Annotated in this window: 19 protein-coding genes and 1 tRNA gene; 10 read left to right on the forward strand and 10 right to left on the reverse strand. The window is 69.9% G+C overall.

Annotation, left to right across the window (positions count from 1 at the left end):
- Positions 1 to 27 precede the first annotated feature (27 nt).
- Positions 28 to 1,092 (forward strand): isocitrate lyase, encoded by a 1,065-nt coding sequence (gene aceA, locus P2T62_RS19550; RefSeq protein WP_276258695.1) that lies wholly within the window; start codon positions 28 to 30, stop codon positions 1,090 to 1,092.
- A gap of 165 nt (positions 1,093 to 1,257) precedes the next feature.
- Positions 1,258 to 2,682 carry a M28 family peptidase gene (locus P2T62_RS19555; RefSeq protein WP_276258696.1) on the forward strand — a complete coding sequence of 475 codons (1,425 nt, stop codon included), beginning with the start codon at positions 1,258 to 1,260 and terminating at the stop codon, positions 2,680 to 2,682.
- An 11-nt stretch (positions 2,683 to 2,693) separates the two neighbouring features.
- Here P2T62_RS19555 and truA read toward each other — a convergent pair whose 3' ends face one another.
- Both truA and P2T62_RS19565 read right to left on the reverse strand, forming a co-directional pair.
- Positions 2,694 to 3,581 (reverse strand): tRNA pseudouridine(38-40) synthase TruA, encoded by an 888-nt coding sequence (truA, locus tag P2T62_RS19560; protein WP_276258697.1) that lies wholly within the window; start codon positions 3,579 to 3,581, stop codon positions 2,694 to 2,696.
- Entirely contained in the window at positions 3,578 to 4,066 is a 489-nt protein-coding gene (locus P2T62_RS19565) for an SHOCT domain-containing protein (protein ID WP_276258698.1), read from the reverse strand. Before P2T62_RS19565 ends, truA begins: the two co-directional genes overlap by 4 nt.
- 75 nt (positions 4,067 to 4,141) lie before the next feature.
- Between P2T62_RS19565 and P2T62_RS19570 the strand changes: the two genes are divergently transcribed.
- Both P2T62_RS19570 and P2T62_RS19575 read left to right on the forward strand, forming a co-directional pair.
- Complete coding sequence (locus P2T62_RS19570; RefSeq protein WP_276258699.1) at positions 4,142 to 4,942, forward strand: nucleotidyltransferase family protein; 801 nt, start codon at positions 4,142 to 4,144, stop codon at positions 4,940 to 4,942.
- Between the two features lie 66 nt (positions 4,943 to 5,008).
- On the forward strand, positions 5,009 to 5,767 hold the full coding sequence (locus tag P2T62_RS19575) for a protein-L-isoaspartate O-methyltransferase family protein (protein WP_276258700.1): 759 nt from the start codon (positions 5,009 to 5,011) through the stop codon (positions 5,765 to 5,767).
- 40 nt (positions 5,768 to 5,807) lie between these two features.
- Here P2T62_RS19575 and P2T62_RS19580 read toward each other — a convergent pair whose 3' ends face one another.
- Positions 5,808 to 7,580 (reverse strand): nitrite/sulfite reductase, encoded by a 1,773-nt coding sequence (locus tag P2T62_RS19580; RefSeq protein WP_276258701.1) that lies wholly within the window; start codon positions 7,578 to 7,580, stop codon positions 5,808 to 5,810.
- Positions 7,581 to 7,781: 201 nt separating this feature from the next.
- Positions 7,782 to 8,123: a DUF8134 family protein gene (locus P2T62_RS19585; RefSeq protein ID WP_276258702.1), complete on the reverse strand. Its 342-nt coding sequence runs from the start codon at positions 8,121 to 8,123 to the stop codon at positions 7,782 to 7,784.
- A gap of 303 nt (positions 8,124 to 8,426) precedes the next feature.
- Between P2T62_RS19585 and P2T62_RS19590 the strand changes: the two genes are divergently transcribed.
- The 3 genes from P2T62_RS19590 (at position 8,427) to P2T62_RS19600 (ending at position 9,541) form a co-directional block, all read left to right on the forward strand.
- On the forward strand, positions 8,427 to 8,567 hold the full coding sequence (locus P2T62_RS19590; protein ID WP_276258703.1) for a hypothetical protein: 141 nt from the start codon (positions 8,427 to 8,429) through the stop codon (positions 8,565 to 8,567).
- Between the two features lie 95 nt (positions 8,568 to 8,662).
- The gene (locus tag P2T62_RS19595; RefSeq protein ID WP_276258704.1) at positions 8,663 to 9,331 is read left to right on the forward strand and encodes a DUF7119 family protein; all 669 of its coding nucleotides are present in this window, start codon (positions 8,663 to 8,665) and stop codon (positions 9,329 to 9,331) included.
- A 98-nt stretch (positions 9,332 to 9,429) separates the two neighbouring features.
- A tRNA-Lys gene (locus tag P2T62_RS19600) sits at positions 9,430 to 9,541 on the forward strand.
- Between the two features lie 160 nt (positions 9,542 to 9,701).
- Here the strand turns inward: P2T62_RS19600 and P2T62_RS19605 are convergent.
- From P2T62_RS19605 to P2T62_RS19630, 6 genes are all read right to left on the reverse strand, one after another.
- On the reverse strand, positions 9,702 to 10,382 hold the full coding sequence (locus P2T62_RS19605) for a DUF6498-containing protein (protein WP_276258705.1): 681 nt from the start codon (positions 10,380 to 10,382) through the stop codon (positions 9,702 to 9,704).
- 43 nt (positions 10,383 to 10,425) lie between these two features.
- Positions 10,426 to 11,514, reverse strand: a complete 1,089-nt coding sequence (locus P2T62_RS19610) for a hypothetical protein (protein ID WP_276258706.1) — start codon at positions 11,512 to 11,514, stop codon at positions 10,426 to 10,428.
- A 119-nt stretch (positions 11,515 to 11,633) separates the two neighbouring features.
- On the reverse strand, positions 11,634 to 12,722 hold the full coding sequence (locus P2T62_RS19615) for a PGF-CTERM sorting domain-containing protein (protein WP_276258707.1): 1,089 nt from the start codon (positions 12,720 to 12,722) through the stop codon (positions 11,634 to 11,636).
- A 136-nt stretch (positions 12,723 to 12,858) separates the two neighbouring features.
- Positions 12,859 to 13,986 carry a hypothetical protein gene (locus P2T62_RS19620; RefSeq protein ID WP_276258708.1) on the reverse strand — a complete coding sequence of 376 codons (1,128 nt, stop codon included), beginning with the start codon at positions 13,984 to 13,986 and terminating at the stop codon, positions 12,859 to 12,861.
- Between the two features lie 219 nt (positions 13,987 to 14,205).
- The gene (locus P2T62_RS19625; protein ID WP_276258709.1) at positions 14,206 to 15,477 is read right to left on the reverse strand and encodes a hypothetical protein; all 1,272 of its coding nucleotides are present in this window, start codon (positions 15,475 to 15,477) and stop codon (positions 14,206 to 14,208) included.
- Positions 15,478 to 15,626: 149 nt separating this feature from the next.
- Positions 15,627 to 16,889, reverse strand: coding sequence for a hypothetical protein (locus P2T62_RS19630; RefSeq protein WP_276258710.1), 1,263 nt, complete (start codon positions 16,887 to 16,889; stop codon positions 15,627 to 15,629).
- A 498-nt stretch (positions 16,890 to 17,387) separates the two neighbouring features.
- Between P2T62_RS19630 and P2T62_RS19635 the strand changes: the two genes are divergently transcribed.
- The 3 genes from P2T62_RS19635 (at position 17,388) to P2T62_RS19645 (ending at position 21,056) form a co-directional block, all read left to right on the forward strand.
- Entirely contained in the window at positions 17,388 to 18,866 is a 1,479-nt protein-coding gene (locus P2T62_RS19635) for an ABC transporter substrate-binding protein (RefSeq protein WP_276258711.1), read from the forward strand.
- A gap of 61 nt (positions 18,867 to 18,927) precedes the next feature.
- Complete coding sequence (locus P2T62_RS19640) at positions 18,928 to 19,809, forward strand: branched-chain amino acid ABC transporter permease (protein WP_276258712.1); 882 nt, start codon at positions 18,928 to 18,930, stop codon at positions 19,807 to 19,809.
- The gene (locus P2T62_RS19645; protein WP_276258713.1) at positions 19,809 to 21,056 is read left to right on the forward strand and encodes a branched-chain amino acid ABC transporter permease; all 1,248 of its coding nucleotides are present in this window, start codon (positions 19,809 to 19,811) and stop codon (positions 21,054 to 21,056) included. Before P2T62_RS19640 ends, P2T62_RS19645 begins: the two co-directional genes overlap by 1 nt.
- Position 21,057: the final 1 nt, after the last annotated feature.

Below are 21,057 nucleotides of genomic sequence, written 5' to 3' on the forward strand. Positions count from 1 at the left end.
ACGGGCATTCGCCCGCTCAGACAACCAATGGCACACGACAACGACGGCAAGGACGAGGTCGCGAGCCGCGTCCAGAACACGGAATCGATCGTTCGTGACGTTGACAACAAGGCAGCCCGCGAGCTGCGACAGAAGTTCGAGGAGCAGGACTTCACCTTCGCTCCCGGTCTCTACCACGCCCTCGACGCGCGCCTGGCCGAGATGGCCGGGCTCGACGCCGCCTACATGTCGGGCTACTCGACGGTCCTGGGCCAGTTCGGCTTCCCGGACCTCGAGATGGTCACGATGACCGAGATGGTCGAGAACGCCAAGCGCATCGTCGAGGCCACGAACCTGCCGGTCGTCGCCGACTGTGACACCGGCTACGGTGGCATCCACAACGTCCGCCGCGCCGTCCGCGAGTACGAGAAGGCCGGCGTCGCCGCCGTCCACATCGAGGACCAGACGACGCCGAAGCGCTGTGGCCACATCGCCGGCAAGCAGATCGTCCCGCGCGAGGAGGCGAAGGCGCGCTTCTCCGCCGCCGTCGACGCGAAGCAGGACGAGGACACCATCATCATCGCCCGCACCGACGCGTACGGCTCCGCCAACGGTGACTGGGAGGAGCACCTCGAGCGCGGCCGGATGTACGCCGACGCCGGCGTCGACCTGGTCTGGCCCGAGATGCCCGACCCGTCCCGCGAGGACGCCGTCGAGTACGCCGAGACCATCCACGAGACCCACCCGGACCTGAAGCTGGCGTTCAACTACTCCAGCTCGTTCGCGTGGTCCGAGGAGGAGGACCCGCTCACGTTCCAGGAGCTGGGTGACCTGGGCTACCAGTACATCTTCATCACCCTCTACGCCCTGCACAGCGGTGCGCACGCGGTCTACGAGGACATGAAGAACATCGCGGAGAACGACGAGGAGGCCCAGTTCGACCTCGAGGGCCGCTACCTCGGCCACGAGACCGAGAGCCACCACGAGCTCTCGTTCGTCTCGCGGTTCCAGGACATCGAGGCACAGTTCGACCCCGAGGCCAAGAAGCGGATGGAGGAGTCCGCCGGCTTCACCGAGGAGGAGTCGGACCCGCTCACCTCGAACGACGACTGATTCCGTCGTAACCCGCGGTATCTCCCGTTTCTTTCCTTCGTTCGCCGGTAGCTTCGAGCTTCGCCGTCTGGTGGCGGCATCCACCACGGACAACCCTCGAAGCCGCGTACCTCGCCCTCGCGACCGGACACCGGACCTATGGCCCGCCCGGCCGTCGCCACCACCATGTTCGACCAGCAGACCGACGCCGGCCCGCTCGTCCGGGCGCTGGCGGGCCGGGCGTTCGCCGACCCGTTCCCGTGGCGGTTCCTCACCCGCGTCGCCGAGATCCCGGACCGGCTCGGCGGCTCGCGGGGCGAACGCCGCGCCGCCGACCTCGCACGCGAGGCGCTCCCCGGGACCCCGACCCTCCAGTCGTTCCCCATCGAGCGCTGGACGCGGGGGCGGGCCGACCTCACGGTCGCCGTCGACCGCCCGGACGGATCCGTCGAGCGGTCGTTCGAGGCCGTGGCGCTCCCGTACTCGCCCAGCGGCACCGTCGAGGCGCCGCTCGTCGACGCGGGCCACGGGACCGAGCGCGAGATACGGGACGCGTCGCTCGACGGAGCCATCGCGGTCGCGCGGACGGACAGCCCGGAAACCGAACGGTTCGTCCACCGGATGGAGACGTACGGCCACGCGGTCGAGGCCGGGGCGGAGGCGTTCCTGTTCGTCAACCACGTCCCCGGCCAGCTGCCGCCGACCGGCTCGCTCCGGTTCGGGAGCGACGCTTCCGTCCCCGGCGTCGGCGTCTCCCGCGAGACGGGCGGCTGGCTGACCGACTACGCCGCCGGCGGCGACGGCGCCGGGGCCATCGCCCGCCTCGACGTCGAGGCGACCACGGAGCGGGCCGAGAGCCGGAACGTCGTCACCCACCTCGGCCCGGACACGGACGAGCGTGTCGTGCTCGTCGCGCACCTCGATGCCCACGACATCGCGGAGGGCGCGCTCGACAACGGAGCGGGGCTGACGGTGGCCGTGACGGCCGCCCGGCTGCTCGCGACGGTCGACGCCGACCCGGACGCGCCCGATCCGGGGCTGGAACGCGGCGTCACCGTCGCGGCGGTCGGCTGCGAGGAGACGGGACTGCTGGGGAGCGAGGCGCTCGCGGAACGGCTCGACGCCGAGCTCGACGGCGGCCTCGATGCCGTCCACGCGGTCTGCAACGTCGACGGCGCCGGCCGCGCCCGGGACCTCCGGGCGTACACGCACGGCTCGGACGCCGTCGAGCGGCTTGCGGGGGCTGTCACCGGCGACGCCGGCGTCCCGCTGCACCTCGAACGGACGCCCCACCCCTACAGCGACCACTGGCCGTTCCTCCGGGCAGGCGTCCCGGCGCTGCAGTTGCACAGCCGGCCGCCGACGGGCAGCGAGGGCCCGGGCGGCGGGCCGCGCGGCCGCGGCTACACCCACACTCGCGCCGACACGCGGGACAAGGTCGACCGGCGGGACCTCCGGACGCACGCCGTGTGGACGGCGCTGGTGGTGCGTGAACTGACCCGCCGAGACCTGCCGTGCCGCGACCCGGCCGAGGTGGCGGTCGAGCTGCGGGACGCCGGCGCGGAACCGGGGATGCGCGCGGCCGGCGTCTGGCCCGACGGCTGGGACTGAGCGGGGTCGGTTCAGGGGTCCCGCGAGGCGCCACGCCGCAACTGCTCGGCGACCCGCGCGCCCGTCGTCCGCTCGACCCGCCGGCGCTCGAAGACGGTCCACGCGGTCGCCGCCGCGCGCTGATCCACGGTGAAGTCGAGCCCCGGGTAGTCGACGTCGACCAGCACCAGCGGCTCCGGCGGGGCCGCCGCCACACCGTCGGGGCCCGGCAGCGGCTCGTCGCCGAGGACGCGCTCGACGAAGGCGAGGTCGCGCTCCCCGCTCCCGACCGCCGCCAGCAGCGACGCGAGGCGGCGGACGCACTCGCGGGGGAAGCCGTCGGCACGCGCCCGCAACAGGAGATACGCCCCGTCGCGCTCGGCCGACAGCGAGAGGTCACGCCGGGTTCCCTCGCCGCGCGGGTCGGCGCTCAGGTTGTGCAGGTCGACCGCGCCCGAGAGCCGTGCGCACGCCCGGCTGACGGCGTCCTCGTCGGCCTCGGGCGCGTGGAGGTGGTACTCGTAGCGACGCTCGCGGGCGTCGTGGGTCGCGTGGAAGCCGGGCGGCGCCTCGGCGCTGGCCCAGACGCGCACGTCCGCCGGGAGTTCGCCGCAGAACGCGCGGGGCGTCAGCCAGTCGGGCGCGTCGAGGGCGACGGTCTGGGCGACCGCCGAGACGCCCCGGTCCGTGCGGCCGGCGGCGGCCCACCCGGGCGGCGTCTCGCGGCTGTCGCCTTCGGCGCCGGGGTCGCCATCGAGGACGTCGAGCCGACACAGCGCGTCCAGCAGCGCGTCCTCGACGGTATCGCCGTGTGGCTGGCGCTGGAAGCCGCGGTAGCCGGTCCCGTCGTAGGCCACCCTGAACGCGCGGCGGCTCCGGCCGGGCGCCTCGGCGTCACCGTCGAGGTCGTCCCCGCTCACGTCTCCTCTGCCTCCGGGGTCGTCTCGCCGCGCTCGGGGGCGGTGGCCCCGCCGCGGTCCACGTCCCGGCGCCCCCTCGCCGCGGCGTCCTCGACCGTCTCGGTCTCCAGCAGCCGTTCGAGCCGCCGCTCGAACTCGAGTTCGTCGATCTCGCCGCTGGCGTAGCGGTCGCGGAGGCGGTCGAGTGCGGCCTGCTGTTCGTCGACCGGGTCGTCGTCGCGGACCATCGTGACGAGCGGCTCCTGCAGGAACGCGGCCAGCGGAACGAGCAGCAGGTAGCCCACCGCCGCGACGAGGGTCGTCAGGCCCGTCCCGAGTATCGCCGAGATGACGACGGCCGCCGTCACGGTGACCGCGACGGTCGGCAGGAACGCCTCCGCGAGCTGTTCGCGGGGCTCCGGGGACCGGTCCCTGTCGTCCACTGCGTCCCCCGCGCCGACCGTGTGATCGGTGGGGTCGGGCGCGTGGTCCGTCCGGTCGACCATACCGGTCCGTTCGTCCCCGTGGGCAAAAACCCGTGGCTGGAAAGCGTTTTCCGGCCCCGCCGTCTCCGTCGGCGCGTGCAGGCCGTCCTCCCCGCCGCCGGCCGCGGGACGCGGATGGGGCCGCTCACGGGCTGGCGCCCGAAGCCGTTGGTCCCTGTCGCGGGCCGGCCGCTGCTCGCGCACGCGCTCGATGCCGTCCGGCCCGTGGTCGAGGGGGCGGTCGTCGTGGTCGGCCACCGCGGCGAGCGGGTCCGCGAACGGTTCGGCCACGAGTACGAGGGCCTCCCGCTGACCTACGTCGAGCAGCCCGCACAGCGCGGCCTGGCCGACGCGCTGGCGTGTGCCGAGCGCGCCGTCGACGGCCCGTTCGTCCACCTGAACGCCGACAACGTCTTCGGCCACGGGGCAGGCCCGACGAACGTCCGCCGGCTGGTCGCACGCCGGGCGGCGACGGACGCCGACGCCGTCCTCCTCGTGGAGCGCGTCTCCCGCGAGGCCGCGCGTCGCGTGGGCGTCGTGACGACCGACGACGACGGACGGGTTCGCGACGTGGTCGAGAAGCCCGATTCCCTTCCGCCGGACACGTCCGGCGACGTTCGCCCTGCGGGCTCACCGCCCGCTCGCCTCGTGCAGACCGGTTGCTTCGCGTTCACGCCCGCCATATTCGAGGCGTGTCGTGCAGTGGGGGCGGGTGAGACGGGAGAGGTGGAGCTCTCCGACGCCATCGCGCGCCTCGCCCGCGAGGGACGCGTCGAGACCGTCCGGTTGCGCGGCTGGCGCCGGAACGTCAACACGCCGCGCGACCGCGCGGCCGTCGAGGCGCGGCTGTCGGGCGAGCGCGTCCGACGGGCGTCGAGCGACCGCCTCGGCCGCTGAAATCGCACGACTCCGGCGGGAGAGGGTGGCCGCGGGATTCAATACTCGTCGCTCCCTTCCGGGGGTATGGACCCCGCGGTGCTCCGGGACGACATGGTCGACAGCCTCGAACACGAGGCCAAGCGGTGCGTCCGCTCGGAGGCCGTCAGCGTCGCGATGCGGGAGGTGCCCCGCGAGGCGTTCGTCGAGGAGGAGCGCGGCGCCTACGCCGACCGGTCGTTCGAGCGCCACGGAACCCGTGTGCTGTCGCCGTCGACGGCCGCGCGACTGGTGGAGGCGCTCGCGCCGGAGCCGGGAGACGAGGTGCTGGTCGTCGGCGCCGGCGTCGGCTACACGGCCGCGGTCTGTGCGGAACTGGCGGGCGCCCGCCGCGTCCACGCCGTCGACATCGACCGGCGGCTGGTGTACGAGGCCCGCTCGAACCTGGCGGCGGCGGGGTACGGCGAGGTGCTGGTCGACTGCCGCGACGGCGCCGAGGGGCTCCCCGAGTACGCCCCCTACGACCGCGTGCTGGTTGAGGCGGCGGCCATCGAGCCCCCGCGGCGACTGCTGCGCCAGCTCGCGCCCGACGGCCGGCTGGTGCTCCCGGTCGGCGGCGGCGAGCAGACGCTCACGGTCGTCTCACCCGCCGACGCCCCGGGCGGCTACGAGACGCTCGACCGGCTGGGCACGACGGCGTTCGCGCCGATGCTGGTCGAGGGCGAGCAGGCCACGACCGTCGAGCGCAACCGGATGGTCCGCGAGGACCGCGAGCACGCCCAGCGCGCCGCCGAGCGGCGGAAGGGCTGGGAGCAGGAGTGGATCGACTGGGACCGCGAACTGTAGCCGAACGGGGAACCCGGGCCGAGAGGAACGTGATCGCGCCTCAGTCGTCGGCGGGCAGCGACTGACCCTTGCCGTCCGTCGGCGCCGGGCTGGACCCCATGTCGTCCTCCTCGGCGTAGGGGTACCAGGTCATCTTCGTGTTGTGCATGTAGGGGTCCTCGTAGGAGGTCTCCTCGGGCTCACCCATCTCCTGCAGCTCCTCCTCGGAGTGGGCCGCGATGAAGTCACGGAAGGACTGGCCCTCCTCACGGCGCTCCTCGTAGTCGGCGAGCAGGTTCCGGATGTAGCCCGGCACCTCGTCGGCGGCGACGCGCATCTCGACCCAGTCCGCGAAGTGCGGGTCCTCGCCGAGGCCGCCGCCGAGGCCGATGTCGAACGCCTCGACCGGCTCGCCGTCCTTGCGTGTCTTCATCCCACGCAGGGAGATATCCGCGATCTGGGGCTGGGCACAGGATGCGGTGCAGCCCGACAGGTGGACGTGGAAGTCCTCCACGCCCTCCGGAACGTCGACGTTGTCGCGCATCCAGCGCGCGTACCGGACCATGCGGTTCTTCGTCTCGGTGATGGAGAGCGAGCAGAACTCCGTGCCCGTGCAGGCGAGCGAGCCGCGCATGAACGGATGCGGGTCGGGCGAGTAGTCCTCCAGCAGCGGCTCGTCGAGGAACGCCTCCAGCTTCTCGTCGGGGACGTCCGTGACGATGACGTTCTGGCGCTGGGTCAGACGCACCTCGCCGCTCCCGTACTCGTCGGCCAGGTCGGCCAGTTCCAGCACGTCGTCGGCGCCCATCCGGCCGGTCAGGACCGAGAGGCCGACGTAGTTCCTCCCGTCGGGCTGGTCGAAGACGCCGACGTGGTCGCCATGCTCGCCGTCGCCGGCGTTGTAGGTGTACTGGTCGCGCAGGTCCTCGCCCGCCGTCGGGAGCTCGTAGTCCATGTACTCGTCCTGCAGGACCTGACGGAACTTCTCCGGCCCCCACTCGTCCATGAGGAACTTGATGCGGGCGTTGAAGCGGTCCTCGCGGTCGCCGTGGTCGCGGAACAGCGCGGAGATGCCGGCCGAGACCTTCGGGGCGTCCTCGGGCGTGCAGAACACGTCGATGTCGCGGGCGAAGCGGGGCTCCTTGCGCGAGAGGCCGCCGCCGACGCGGACGTTGAAGCCCGTGACCTCCTCGCCATCGAGTTCCTTCACCGCGGGCTCGAACGCGAGGTCGTTGATGTCGCCCTGGCCACAGCCCTCGTCACAGCCCGTGACGGAGACCTTCCACTTCCGGGGCATGTTCGAGTACGCCTCGTTGCCCTTGAACTCGTCGTGGAGCTGGCGCGCGACGGGCCAGGCGTCGACGTGCTCGTGCTCGTCCTTCCCGGCGACGGGGCAGCCGACGATGTTCCGCCAGGAGTCCCCACAGGCCTGGATGGTCGAGAGGCCGTTCGACTCGAGCTTCTCGAAGATGGCCGGGATGTCCTCCAGCTTGATCCAGTGGAGCTGGATGCTCTGGCGGGTGGTCCAGTCGGCGTACGCGCCGCCGAACTCCGGGTTGTCGACGGGGCCGCGGGCGTACTCGTCGGTGATCTCGCCGACCACACGGAGCTGCCCCGGCTCGAGCACCCCGTTCGGGGTGCCGATGCGCATCATGAAGTAGCTCTCCTGGCCCTTCCGCTGGTGGTACAGTCCCCACCATTTGAAGCGCTCGAACCACGCGTCCTGCTCCTCGTCGGGGATGGCGTCCCAGCCCTGTTCGGCGAACTCGAAGAGGTGGTCACGGATCTCGTTGCCGTAGATCTCGTCCTTCCACCCTTCGACCTTGCTCGGCATACCCACCACGAACAGGCCCCCACGTATAGGCACGCCTCTCTCGCCAAGCGTCCCCGGTGCTTCCCGATACCGGATCATGTTGCCGACACGTTGTAGCAGGTGGTTCCGGGGTCCAGCCGCCATCCGGGAGTGGCGGGTGCCCGGTTCGTCCGCCGGCCGAACCGGTCCGTGGCGGGGGGCGCCGGACCGGTTGCGGACCGCTCACTCGTCCGGCGGGTGGGCGAGGCGGGTCCGCCTGTCGGGGACGTGGACGCTCTCGGTGTCGACGCTCCGGAAGGTCCCGGTGTCCGGGTCGACCCGGCCGACGGCCAGCCAGTCGGTGACGCCGCTCTCCCCGCAGGCGATGCACTGGCCGGCGATACGGGCGGCGACGTCCGGCGGGTCGACCCCGACCTCGACGAACCCCTCGGCGAGGAAGTCGGCCATCTCGCAGGTACAGAAGTCGGCCCGCGCGAGCCACCAGAGGTCGCTCACGTTCACCTCGCGGGAGTCGTTGACGCTGATCCACGCCCCGTCGTCGAGCTGGTGGATGCTGGTGACCACACACCGAGAAAGACCCCGCCGCAGGTAACCGTGTCGTCCCCCGCGTGGCTCGCCCCGTGTCGTTCGATGCGGTGACGGACCGACGGCCGGAGAATCGCAAGACTGCGGCCGGGTTCGTCGGAACGGTGCCGTCGCCGGTACCGGTAACACCATCCGATAGTGGGGAGTGGGGGACAGGCTTGTCCGTGCGCACGCCCTTATACAGGGAGCCGCTGTACGGAGGAGTGATGACCGATCGCCAACCAAGCGATGTCGCGCCGGCCGCGGACGTGGCGCCGGAGCTGGTAGCGCCGGAGGGCAGTGATGAGTGAGGAGGCCGCTACCGTGGACGAGGAAGAGATCGACACGAGCCACCTGGACGACGTCGAGGACGGCTGCGGCTGCGCAGAGGTCTGGGAGCACCTCTCCGAGGGGCGGGAAGCTGCGGCCGAGGCCGACGACTGAGCCGCCGGTGTCGTCACGACGGGGCGGGTACCCGTTGTCACACCCGACGCACGCGGGCGGGAGGTTTTTGCATCGGTTCTTCCTACGGATTCACGATGACAGGACGGGGACACGACGGGCAGGGACCGCCGGCCGACCGCGAGTCGCCGGTCGGTCAGCCCGTCATCCGTGGCGAACCCGAGGTCGCCGGTGACGAGGCGGTCGGGTTCGACCCCTCCGACCCCGAGAGTCTCGAACTCGCGGCGGACGTCGTCCGGCGGTTCTCGCAGAACACCGCCGGTGCCGAGGACAACGTCTTCATGCTCCGGGGGGCGGCCGCCTGTGCGGCGCTCGTCCGCGGCGAGGGCTCGTACAAGGCCGCCGCCGAGCGCGCCGGCGGCGAGGCCACGGTCGCCTTCATCCGCAAGTGGGCCCGCGTCCACGACCTGCCGCGCTCCGTCCGCCGGTACGTCGCGCTCGGGCGCATCGCCCCCACGGCCGCCAAACATATCGCCCGGGTCTCCGGCGAGGCCCGCTTCCTGCTCGCCTGGGCCACGCTCGACCACGACCTCACCGTCCGCGAGGTCCGGGCGGCGGCCTCGCGCATCAACGAGGGGATGAGCGTCGAGGCAGCGCTCGCCGAGGTCGGTGTCGAACTCGGGCAACTCACCGTGTCGCTCGAGCCCGACATCTACCGCGAACTCCGCCGCCGTGCCGCGCTGGACGATGTCGAACCCTCGGAGGTCGTCGAGGCCGCGCTGGTGGAGTACTTCGAGCGGCTGTAGCCGCGTTGAACGACGTCGAGCGGCTGTAGCCGCGACGAGTGACACGGACCGCACCTGACCGAAACCGTTACACACGGCTCGACACAATCCCGGTTCGAGGGCCGATAGCTCAGTCCGGCAGAGCGTCTGGCTTTTAACGTGACGTGCCCGTTCGACCGGGGACTCGCGGAAGAGACCAGACGGTCGGGGGTTCAAATCCCTCTCGGCCCGTACAACGAATCGCCGAGCGACAGCGAGGCGGTGAGTGAACCGGCAGAGAAGGATTTGAACCAGGGAGGTCGCGCGCAGCGAACGCAGTGAGCGAGCACGTCCGACCGTGGTTCAAATCCCTCTCGGCCCGTGATTCTGCGACGAGCAGGTTCCGACCACCTCAGACTCCGCTCGTGCCACCACCCGCCCGCACCGCCGGCCGTCGCCGCCGCTCCTCCCAGGCCAGCAGGGCCAGCTCGCCGACCGTCTTGAACACGACGAGCAGCACCAGCAGCACCAGCGGCGTTCCGACGAACGCGAGCGCGACCGCACCGAGGACGATGGTGAGATGGAGTGCGACGACGCGGGCGTACGGCGGGAGGAACTCGCGGTCGGGCGTGGTCCGGCGGTAGCCGCCGTCGGCGAGGTAGCCGGCGAGGAACGGGCCGAGGTGGGCCCCGAGCAATCCGAGCGCACCGACGGCCACGACCGACGGACTCGGCACCCCGAGGCCGTCGAACGGGAGTTCCTCCACGGCACCCGCGACGAGGACGACGACGAACACGCCGTGGACGACCCAGAAGATGCCGTAGTGGAGGACGAAGAACCCCGCGTCCGAGTGGCCGGGCGTCTCGCCCGCCCGGAGCGCGGCCAGCGCCGGTCGAAGCGGCCGGTCGACGCCGGCGAGGCCGATACGGGGGACCGTCAGGAGGCCGACCACGCCGGATTCGAGCCAGTAGACGACGAGCAGGGCGGCGAGGCTCCAGCCCCAGTAGCGCACGCCGGCGAGGGGAACGAGGTTGCCGACCAGGACCGCCAGCGCGCCGGCTCCGACGGTCCAGCCGGTCGGGCGACGTGTCATGGCCGAGAGAAGCGAACCGCGACGATAACCGTTTACCCGGGGGTCAGCCCCGCGTCGGGAGGTAGGCCAGCGCCACGACCATCACGGCGCCGAGCCCCGAGAGGATGGAGACGCCCCAGAGGCCGTTGACGCGCTCCTCGAAGTAGTCCTGCCTGGCGACCTGGTTCTGGTAGCTGCCGACATCGGGGGTGATGACGACGGTGCTGGGGTTGGGGAAGTGGACCGTGTGAAGCCGGCCACCCAGCGTGACGTTGGCGCCCTCGGTCAGCTCGGTCTTCGTGGTCCGGGGGCCGGTCCACTCGAGGCGCACGCGCTCGCTGGTGATGTTGGCGATGGTCGTCTCGTTGGCCGGGGCCGAGAGGTCCTCGCCGGCCCGGAAGGTGAGCGTATCACCCTCGTCGAACGTCGTCGACGCCGGCTCGGGGAGGTACTCGTCGAGCGGCTGCGTGGTGCCGTTGCGGTACCGGACGAACTGGCCGTCCTCGCCACTGTACACCTGGTTCTCGACCTCGGGGTCGTTCTGGAGACGCTCGGTCACGTTGAACCGCTGGACCGCCTGGAACTCGTCGACCGACGTGCCGTTGGGGATGACGACCTCGTAGTTGTCCCCCCAGACCAGCGTCGCGGAGGTGTTGCCGATCCCGGTGACCGTCGCGGTGGTGTTCTCGTACGGCAGCGTGTCGCCGACGGAGAACGTGGTGGTCTGGTTGCCGGCGTCGTCCTCCAGCGCGAAGGTCCCGTCCGTGATGTTGGCGGTCTGCTCGCTCCCGTTGAAGCGGATGGGGTCGCCGTCCTCGATGGTGGCCGAGAACGCACCCTCCTTGCCGGTCCACGAGGAGTTGGTCGGCGAGAGCGCCGTCCCGTTGGCCAGCTCCGCGCTGTACTGGAACGACTCGTTCGTCTCCGAGAGCTGACCGGCGAGCGTCGTAGCGCTGCCTTCCCCGCCCGAACTCGTCTCGGAGATGTTCGAGACGGTGTACGTCTGGCCCTCGACCGTCATGGAATCGCCCACTGCGAGTTCCTCGCCATCCAGGTCGATGGTGGGCTGCTGTGCCACCGCGATGACCGAGTAGGCACTCGCCCCCATGACGACGAAGAAGACGAGGTAGATCGCCGCGACTCGTCGTTGCATACGTGGGCGGTTACCGCGGCCGCAAATAGGCGTTGTCTTTCACGGGCGCCCGCGCCGGCCCCTCCCGGATGCCCGCGAGCGTGCCCGTCCGGCCGCGCAGCCGGCTCCGTCGGCCGGATTCAGTCGCGCCGGAGCGCGAGCAGCGCCGCCGCCAGCAGTCCGGCGAGCGCGGCCGCCGCGCCGAATCCCGGCCCCGCACCGACCGTCGGGGTCGCCGGCGCGCCACCGGGGTTCCCGCCACCGACTGCGGTCGCCGTCCCCGTGGCCGCCGACCCGCCGGTGTCCTGCCCGCCGGCCTGTCCACCGTCGTCCGAGCCACCGCCAGCGTTCGTCGCCGTGGCCTCGGCGGTGGCTGTCGCCGTCGCGGTCGCTGCCGCCTCGACCGTCGCGGTGGCCGTCGGCTCCGCGGTCGCCGTCGGCGTCGCCGCTGGAGTCGCCGTCGCGGTCGCTGCCGCCTCGGCCGTCGCGGTGGCCGTCGACTCCGGGGTCGCCGTCGCCGTCGGCTCCGCGGTCGCCGTCGCTGTTGCCGTCGCCTCGCTACTGTCGCTGGAACCCGACTCGGACGGCGGCGGCCCCAGTTTCTCGCGGGCCTCCTGCTCGCTCCCGCACTCGCAGACGTAGTAGTAGTGCGAGTCCAGCGTCACCTCGAACTGGTTGCCGTTGTAGCCGGTGCCGTTGAGGAAGCCGTTGATCTGGTACCAGCCCGGCTCCGTCGGCTGCGTGTAGCACTCGTTCTGGACGGCGACGACCTCGTCGACGTCGTTGATGGCGATGGGCTCGCCGGCGAGGTCACCCTGGTCGAAGAAGTCGATGACGATCTCGTGTTCGTTGAACTGCGAGTTCTCGCGGGCCGCCAGCAGCGACTCGTCGGTCTTCGTCCCCTCGTCGTCGTTCTCGCGGTCGACGCCGAACGCCGCCGTGTTCTCCGTCGAACACTGCGAGAAGTCGACGTCCTCGTTCCCGATGATGAGGAACCCGGCCGCCTCGTACCCCTTCGGCGACGGTGTCCCCTCGAACGTCCCGTCGAGCGCGGCGAGATGCTGGATGCTCCCGTTCGCCCGGTTCTGGTCACCGGGGTAGTGGTCGATCTCGTTCGGCAGGAACACCGTGTAGTCGCCGTTCGTCCCGTGGTTCGTCCCGCTTCCGGAACCGGTCGCCCCGGCACCACCCGCCACGACGAGAACCGCAACCACCACAGTTGCCACCATCAACGCACCACTTCCTTCGTATCTGCCCACCATTCGGAGTCTTGTCGCCCGGAACGGATGGAACTACTAAACGCTTCGTACATCCGGAGACGGAAGGAGCAGCCGTCCGACGGCGGTTCGTGCGTCCGCTCGGGGGTCAGTCGCGCCGGAGTGCGAGCAGCGCGACCGCCAGCACGCCACCCAGCGCCGCCACCAGTCCGAAGCCCGGCCCCGCACCGGCCGTCGGCGTCCCCGGGCCGTCCGCCTGCTGGGCGGTCTGCTGCTGGGTCTGCTGTCCGCCACCGCCGGTGTTCGCGTCCGCACCGGCCGTGGCCGTCACCGTGGCCGTCTGGCCGGCCGCGCCACCGCCGGCACCGCCGCCACCGCCCGCGCTCGCACCGCCGTCGGTCGACGTGTCCGTCGTCGTGGCGGTCGGCGTCGCCGTGGCAGTCGGCGTCGTCGTGGCCGTGGCCGTCGGTTCGGGCGTCGCCGTGGCCGTCGCCGTCGACGAACCACTGCTATCACCGGTGGACTCGGTCGCCGTCGGCTCCGGGGTCGCCGTCGGCGTCGCCGTCGAGGAGCCGTCGTCGGGGTCCTCGCCGGACCCCTCGTCGGACGGCGGCGGGCCCAGCTTCTCGCGGGCCTCCTGCTCGCTGCTACACTCGCAGATGTAGAAGTAGTGCGACCGGACGGTGCCCTGGTCGTCGGTGTCGATGTAGTTCCCGTTGTAGCCCGTGCCGTTGATGCGGGCGTTGATCTGGTACCAGCCCGGCTCGTCGGGCATCCCGTAGCAGCCGGTCTGGGCCGCCACGACCTGGTCCTCGTCCTGCAGGGAGACCGGCTCCCCGGCGAGCGAGTCCCCGCCGTAGAAGTCAACGTAGATGGAGTGCTCGTTGAACGCGGAGTTCTCCCGGTGCGAGAGCAGCCCCTCGTCGGTCTTGGTCCCGGGGGAGTCGTCGTCCCGGTCGATGCCGAACGCCTTCGTGTTCTCCGTCGAGCACGTGCCGAAGAGGACGTCCTGACTGTAGATGGTCAGGGTGTCCATCCGCTCGAAGCCGTCCGGCGAGGAGGTCTCCTCGAACAGGCCGTTGGCCGCGGCGTAGTGCCGGATGTCCGCGCTATCCGCTCCCGGCTGGTGGCTCTGGTCGTTGGGCAGCCCCACCGTGTAGTTCAGTCCGATGCCGTTGTCGTGCGGTGTCGATGAAGCCCCACCCGCAGCGGCTCCACCCGCCACCACCACCGCCGCGAGCGAGAGCGCCGCGACGACGAGCGCCGATGTTCGCATGCAGGGAACCAAGTACTTGAAATGCAAAAATTCTGTGTTATGTCGAGCATAAATACCGTGTTATAGCACTTCATGCAGAAAAGCTCGAGTTTGTCGAGAGAGGGCATAAACGAACCTGCATGAGACGCCCGTGGGACGGTCCGAGCGGGACCCCGTGGTCGGCCCGACGACGGTGCCGTCGCCGCGCGGAGCGAAGACCGCGAGAGCTCCAGCAGTCACTCAGTCACGCCGCAACGCGAGCAGCGCCGCCGCCGCGAGACCGCCCAGCGCCGCCACCAGCCCGAAGCCGGGACCGGCGCCCGCGGTCGGCGTCATCGGGCCCGAACCCGCCTGAGCCTGCTGGGCACCGCCCGCACCCGCGCCGCCACCACTACCGCCGCTGCCGCCACCACCGCTACCGCCACCGCCGCTGCCGCCACCACCACCACCGCCACCGGCACTCGCGCCGGCCGTGGCGCTCACGGTCGCGGTCCCGCCGGCCGCACCGGCGCCACCACCGCCACCGCCGCCGGCACTCGCGCCGTCGTCACCGGAGGCATCGGTCGCCGTCGGGGTCCCGGTGGCCGTCGCCGTCGGGGTCGCGGTGGCCGTCGCGGTGGCCGTCGCCGTCGGGGTCGACTCACCGCCACCGTCACCACCACCGCCACCGGCCGTGGCCGTCTGCTCGGGGGTCGCCGTCGCCGTCGCCGTCGTGGTGTTGCCGCTACCGCCCTCGTACGGGTTCTCCTGGCCCGGCGGGGCGCCGAGCTGGTTGTACGCCTCCTTCTCGGTCTGGCACTCGCAGATGTAGAAGTAGTGCGAGGTCAGCGACACCTCGACCTCGTTGCCGTTGAACGCCGTCCCGTTGACGAAGCCGGAGATCTGGTACCAGCCCGGGTCCGTCGGCATCCCGTAGCAGGGCCCGCCGCCGGACTTGTACCCCTGGTGGGCGACGATCTGGTCGTCCGGATACATCTCCGCGTTCCCGTCGCCGTCCTCCTTGCCGGTCTCGGCACCGCCCTTGTCGTTGGGACTGGGCGAGGCCAGCTCGTCACCCTCGTAGAAGTACACCTCGATGGAGTGGTCGTTGAAGGCGTTCTTCTCCATGTACCGGAGCAGGTCGATGTCGACCTTCGTGCCGGGGTCGTCGCTGTTCCGGTCGATGCCGAACGCCGCCGTGTTCGACGTCGAACACTGGGAGAAGTCGATGTCCGGGTTGTCGATCTTCAGGTACTTCAGCTGCTCGACGCCCTTGGAGGCGCCCGCCTCGTCGAACAGCTCCTGGGTACCCGCGGCGTAGTGGTTGATGCTCCCGTTGTTCGGTCCGCCGGGGTTCTTCGACCGCGGGTAGTGGTCCGTCGCGAACGGGAGGTTCACCGTGTAGTTCCCGTTCTCCGCGCCGTGGCCCGCATCGGCCGTGGAGGGCGCAGCACCGGCACCACCGGTCACCCCCACCACCACCGCGATGACCGCGACCGCGCCGAGGATGGCCGCCGTACGCTGTCGTGACATGTGTTCCCCACCTCCGACTGGGACACCCTAATCTCGTCGCAGGGAGTACACGGGTATTTATCCATTTTGCATTCACTGAACGGATGGTTAATAAGGCAGGTCGACAGACCCGGGCAATCGGGCGTCAGCGTGCCGTATGGTGATTCGGTTCAGTCGCGCCGGAGTGCGAGCAGCGCCGCCGCCGCGAGACCGCCCAGCGCCGCCACCAGCCCGAAGCCAGGGCCGGAGCCCGCGGTCGGCGTCATCGGGCCGGCGCCCTGCTGGTCGGCCTGCTGTGAGTCCCCGTCAGCGCCCGCACCGCCGGAGTCACCACCGCCGCCGGCGCTCGCACCGGCCGTGGCACTCACGCTCGCGGTCCCGCCGCCCGCACCCGCACCACCGCCGGCACCGCCACCCGCACCGGCGGAATCGCCGCCATCATCGCCACCGCCACCAGCCGTCTCGGTCGCGGTTGGCGTGGGGGTCGGGGTCGCCGTCGGCGTGGCTGTCGGCGTCTGGGTGGCCGTCGGTGTGGACGCGCCGCTCCCGCTGGCCGTCGATGTGGACGCGCCGCTCCCGCCGCCACCAGAGTCCGGGGTGGCCGTCGGAGTCGCGGTCGACGAGGCGTTGCCGGACGAGGAACCGTCGTCGGCGTACGGGTTCTCCTGGCCCGGCGGGGCACCGAGCTGGTCGTACGCCTCGCGCTCCGACTGGCACTCACAGATGTAGAAGTAGTGCGACGGGATGGTCACGTCGGCGTAGTTCCCGTTGAACCCGGTGCCGTTGATGAAGCCGGAGATCTGGTACCAGCCCGGCTCCTCGGGCATCCCGTAACAGGGCCCGCCGCCGGACTTGTACCCCTGGTGGGCGACGATCTCGTCGTCCGGGTACACCTCGGGGTCCTTGTCGCCGTCCTCCTTGCCGGTCTCCTTGCCCCCCTTGTCCTGTCGGCTCGACGCCGCGAAGTCGTCGTCGTCGTAGAACTGGACGACGATGCTGTGGGCCTCGAACCGGGAGTTCTTGCGGTAGCTCAACAGCGAGACGTCCGTCTCCGTCCCGGAGGCATCGTTGTCACGGTCGATGCCGAACGCCGCCGTGTTCGACGTCGAACACTCCGAGAAGTCGATGTCCTGGTTCGAGATGATGATGTAGTCCACCTCCTCGAGTCCCTCGGGAACGTCCTTCTTCTCGAACAGCTCCGGTGTCGCCGCGGCGAAGTGGTTGATGCTCCCGTTGTTCGGTCCGCCGGGGTTCTTCCCCCGGGGGTAGTGGTCCGTCGCGAACGGGAGGCTCACCGTGTAGTTCCCGTTCTCCGCACCGTGGCGAAGTTCCGACGGCGAGGACGCCGAGGCCCCCACCCCGCCGGCTATCGCGCTGACGGTGAGGAGCAGCACCATCGCTCCGACGCTCACGACAGTCGTAGATTCTGTCATGTACGCCGGCACGGGTGGGAGTTCCCCCTAATCCCTCTGCTGGGAGTACCTGGTTATTTATGTCAGTCACCTCTTCTAGACGGTGTATTTTTATTAACTGTTCAGATAGGGATCGAGCGACGGTCACTGACCATTCTGTCAACTAACAATGCATTCAGGATGAGCCGGGGGCGACCCTCGAGGGCTTCCGGGGGACCGGCCTCGGGCCCGGAACCACCCCTCCAGCCCGGACCAGGGAGCCGGAAAACCCGAGGAGGGGACCGGGAAGGACTGTATAGAGTGGGGAGGATTTATGTGTGCGTATTCCACACACCGAGTGACGCTTGCATGGACAGCGGACCAGGGGACGTGAACAGACCAGTGAGCGGACGCGCTAGCGCCCGACCACCCGAACCAGCAGCGGACGGGCAGAGTGGTATCCCGGCGCATACGACTATTAAACGGCCGGGTGTGCCCAGCGAAACGGCTTACCGGAGACAGTAAACAATGACAGACAGCATGGCAGAGGAATCAGGAGACGCGGGCGGCGGTCGCGACCGCCGCTCGTTCCTCAAGTACGCGGGGGCCGGTGGGGCCGCCGCGGTCGCAGCGGGTTGCAAGACACGAGACAATCCCGGCGGTGGCGGCGGCTTCGAGAGCCCCGCCGGCAACGCCACCAGCACCGGGAGCGGCACGCCGGCACCACAGCCGCTCGCCGGCGAGAGTATCAACATCGGGTGCCTGGCGCCCCAGCCCGAGAGCTTCCCCGTCGGCCAGTCGATGTGGAACTCGATGCAGCTGGCCGTCGAGGACATCAACCAGAACGGCGTGCCCGGCATCGGCGGCCGCGGCATCCTCGGCGCGAAGCTGAACGCCAAATCGGGTAACACCGAGGCCTCGCCGGGGACGGGGCTCAACGAGTTCAACCGCCTCGTCCAGGCCGAGGGCTGCAAGACCACGTTCGGGACCTTCCTCACGCAGGTCACGCTGCAGTGCTTCAACGCGATGAAGGCGACCCAGACGGTCCACATCACCACGGCGGCGGCCGGACCGAAACCGGGTCGCATCGTCCACGAGCGCTACGACGAGTTCAAGTGGCACTTCCGTGCCGGCCCGATCAACTCCTTCGACCTCGCACGCGCGGAACTCGAGTTCCTCAACCTCTACGCCGACAAACTCGGCTGGGACTCCGCGGCGGTCCTCATCGAGAACATCGCTCCCTTCGACCCGTTCGCGGAGCTGCTCGAACCGAACATCGGCGAGTTCTTCGACGACGTGCCGGTGTTCAAGCGCTCCTCGTCGGGGACGACGAACTGGACGCCGCTGTTCGACGAGGTCGAGTCCTCGGGGGCCGACGTCAACCTCATCGCGCAGGCGCTGACGGGCACGGCCGCCGTGAAGCAGTGGGCCAACCAGAACCGGGACTTCGAGATGGGCGGCATCAGCCTGCCCGCGCAGATCTACGAGTTCTGGGAGGAGGTCTCGGGCGCGTGCCAGTACATCTTCACGATGAACGCGGTCACGCCCCAGACCACGAACACGCCCCGGACCCAGGACTTCATGAAGCGGTACCGCAAGAAGTTCGACACCTATCCGGTCTACTCCGGGCCCATCACCTTCGACGCGGTGAAGGCCTACGCCGTCGCGATGGCCCGCTACGTCCTCGACAACGACCTCGAGCGCATCCCCACCAACGAGGAGATGGTCGACGCACTCGAGACCTACAAGTTCGACCAGGGGACCATCCTGCCCGAGATCAAGTTCACCCCGCCCGAGGCCGACTACGCACACGAGCCGGCCTGGACCTCCATGAAGGAGACGGGCGTCCCGGTCTGGCAGCAGTGGCAGATCGACGAGGACATCGCCGAGGACTACGGGGTCATGCACTCGTTCGCCCCGGAGCAGAACAAGACCTCGCCGTACGCCTACCCCGACTGGATCGACTACCCCAGCGACCACCCCGCCAATACGGAGGGCCCCCCGGGCAAGGACGCCTGAGGCGAGTCACCAGAACGCATCTCAACCACACACGAAGGAAACCAACCACACTACACAAACCATGGTCAGTCTCGGAAACGTCATCATCAACGCCATCTCGATCAGTTCCCTCTACGCGATCATCGCGATCGGGTTCACGCTGATCTTCGGTGTTGGTGGCGTCCTGAACTTCTCGCACGGCGCGCTAATCACCATCGGGGCGGAGGCCTCGTGGCTCATCTCCGGAGGCAGCTCCCCGCTGGAGCTGGGGCTCAACCCGGCCGTGGGGCTCATCGGCGGCATGATAACTGCCGCACTCGTGAGCGGCGGCCTCTACCTCGGGGTCGTCCGGTTCGTCGAGGACGAGCCGGTCACGCTGCTCATCCTCACGTTCATCATCGGGTTCTTCATCCAGCACGCCTGCCGGGTGTTCCTCACCGGCACAGGGAACTTCTCCGTCGACCTCATCGTCGAGGGCAGCACGAACGTGGGTGGCATCGGGTTCCAGAACATCAGCGCGTTCATCTTCGTGCTGTCGATGCTGCTGGTCGTCCTGACGGGCGTGTTCGTCTCCCGGACGAAGACCGGGAAGGCGATCCTCGCGGTGTCGATGTCCGACAAGGGCGCGGCCATCGTCGGCATCGACTCGCGGAAGATCAACCTCATCACGTGGCTCCTGGCGGGTGCGTTCGCCGGCATCGCGGGCGTGCTCCTCACGATGAAGAACACCGGGACCTGGACGATGGGTACCCAGCCGCTCATCCTGGCGTTCTCCATCGTCATCCTGGGTGGTCTGGGCTCGATCAAGGGCTCCGTCGTTGGGGCCTACATCATCGGGTTCACCGAGACCATCACCACCCAGTACATCGACTCCTCGTTGCAGGGGTTCTCCGCACTCGTCCTGCTGATCGTGTTCCTACTCGTCAAGCCCGAAGGCCTGTTCGGGCGGGAGGCTGCTGAATAATGTCGACCGAGAACGAATCCATCATCGGTAATTCGACCGGCGCCGAGCGTCGCCAGGCGGTGCTCGAGAAGCTCAACCCCATCACGATGCCCCTGCGGTACCAGATCGGGCTGCTGGGGCTCCTGCTGTTCGTGCTGCTCCCGACGACGCGCTACCCCGACCAGATGGGGGGGCCGACCACCCTCATCTTCCTCGCCATCTTCGGGATGTCGTGGGACGTCGTCTCGGGGTACACCGGACAGCTCTCGTTCGGGCACGCGTTCTTCATCGCGCTGGGCGGCTACACCAGTGCCATCCTCGACATCCAGCACGGCATCACGCCGGTCGTCGGGATCCCCGTCGGGATGATCGTGGCGGGCATCGGCGGCGTGCTGGTCGGGCTCCCCGCGCTCCGACTCCGCGGCCCGTACCTGTCGCTGGTGACGCTCATCGTCCCGATCATCCTGTCGAAGCTGTTCACGCTGTTCAACAACAGCTTCACCCCGCTCGGCATCCCCATCGCGCCCGACGGGCTCGGTGGCCGTAACGGCCCCGGCCTCCCGACACAGCTGTTCGGCATCGACGGCAGCGGCTCCGTCGTGGAGCTGGCCTCGGGCTACTCCGGCATCCAGCAGACCGCACTCGCGAACTACTACTTCGCACTCGGGCTGATGGTCGTGGTGCTGATGGTGTTGATCGGCGTCACCCGGTCCTCGGCCGGGTCGGTGTTCACCGCCATCCGCGAGGACGAGGACGCCGTCGCCGCCGCCGGACTGGACGGCTCGAAGTTCAAGCTGTTCGCGTTCGTCCTCTCGGCGCTCGTCGCCGGGCTCGGCGGCGCTATCTGGGTCCACACCATCAAGACCCCGACGCCCCTGGGCATCCTCGGTCAGGACGACATCCAGCAGAGCATCAACCTCATCATCATCTCCATCCTCGGCGGGACCGGCACCATCGTCGGCCCCATCGTGGGGGCGGTGGTGTACGCGGCGACCGGCATCGTCATCGGGGTGATCGACCCCCTCATCGGCTTCGACCTGGCCAACCTGCGACCGCTGCCGCTGCTGGCGGCCGCGATGGCCGTCCTCGTGTTCGCGCCCGGTGGCATCCTCCGGGCGAGCATCCGGGGCGGCCGGATGGTGCTGGCCTCGGCCCGCGGCGAGGAGTACGAGGGTGAGTCGGTGGGCGGCGACGGTGACTCCGCCCTCGGACAGATCATCGAGAAGTACCGCGCGGAACTGCGTGACATCATCGACGAGCGTCGATAAC

It is taken from the genome of Haloglomus litoreum (genome assembly GCF_029338515.1).
GTDB classification, from domain to species: domain Archaea; phylum Halobacteriota; class Halobacteria; order Halobacteriales; family Haloarculaceae; genus Haloglomus; species Haloglomus litoreum.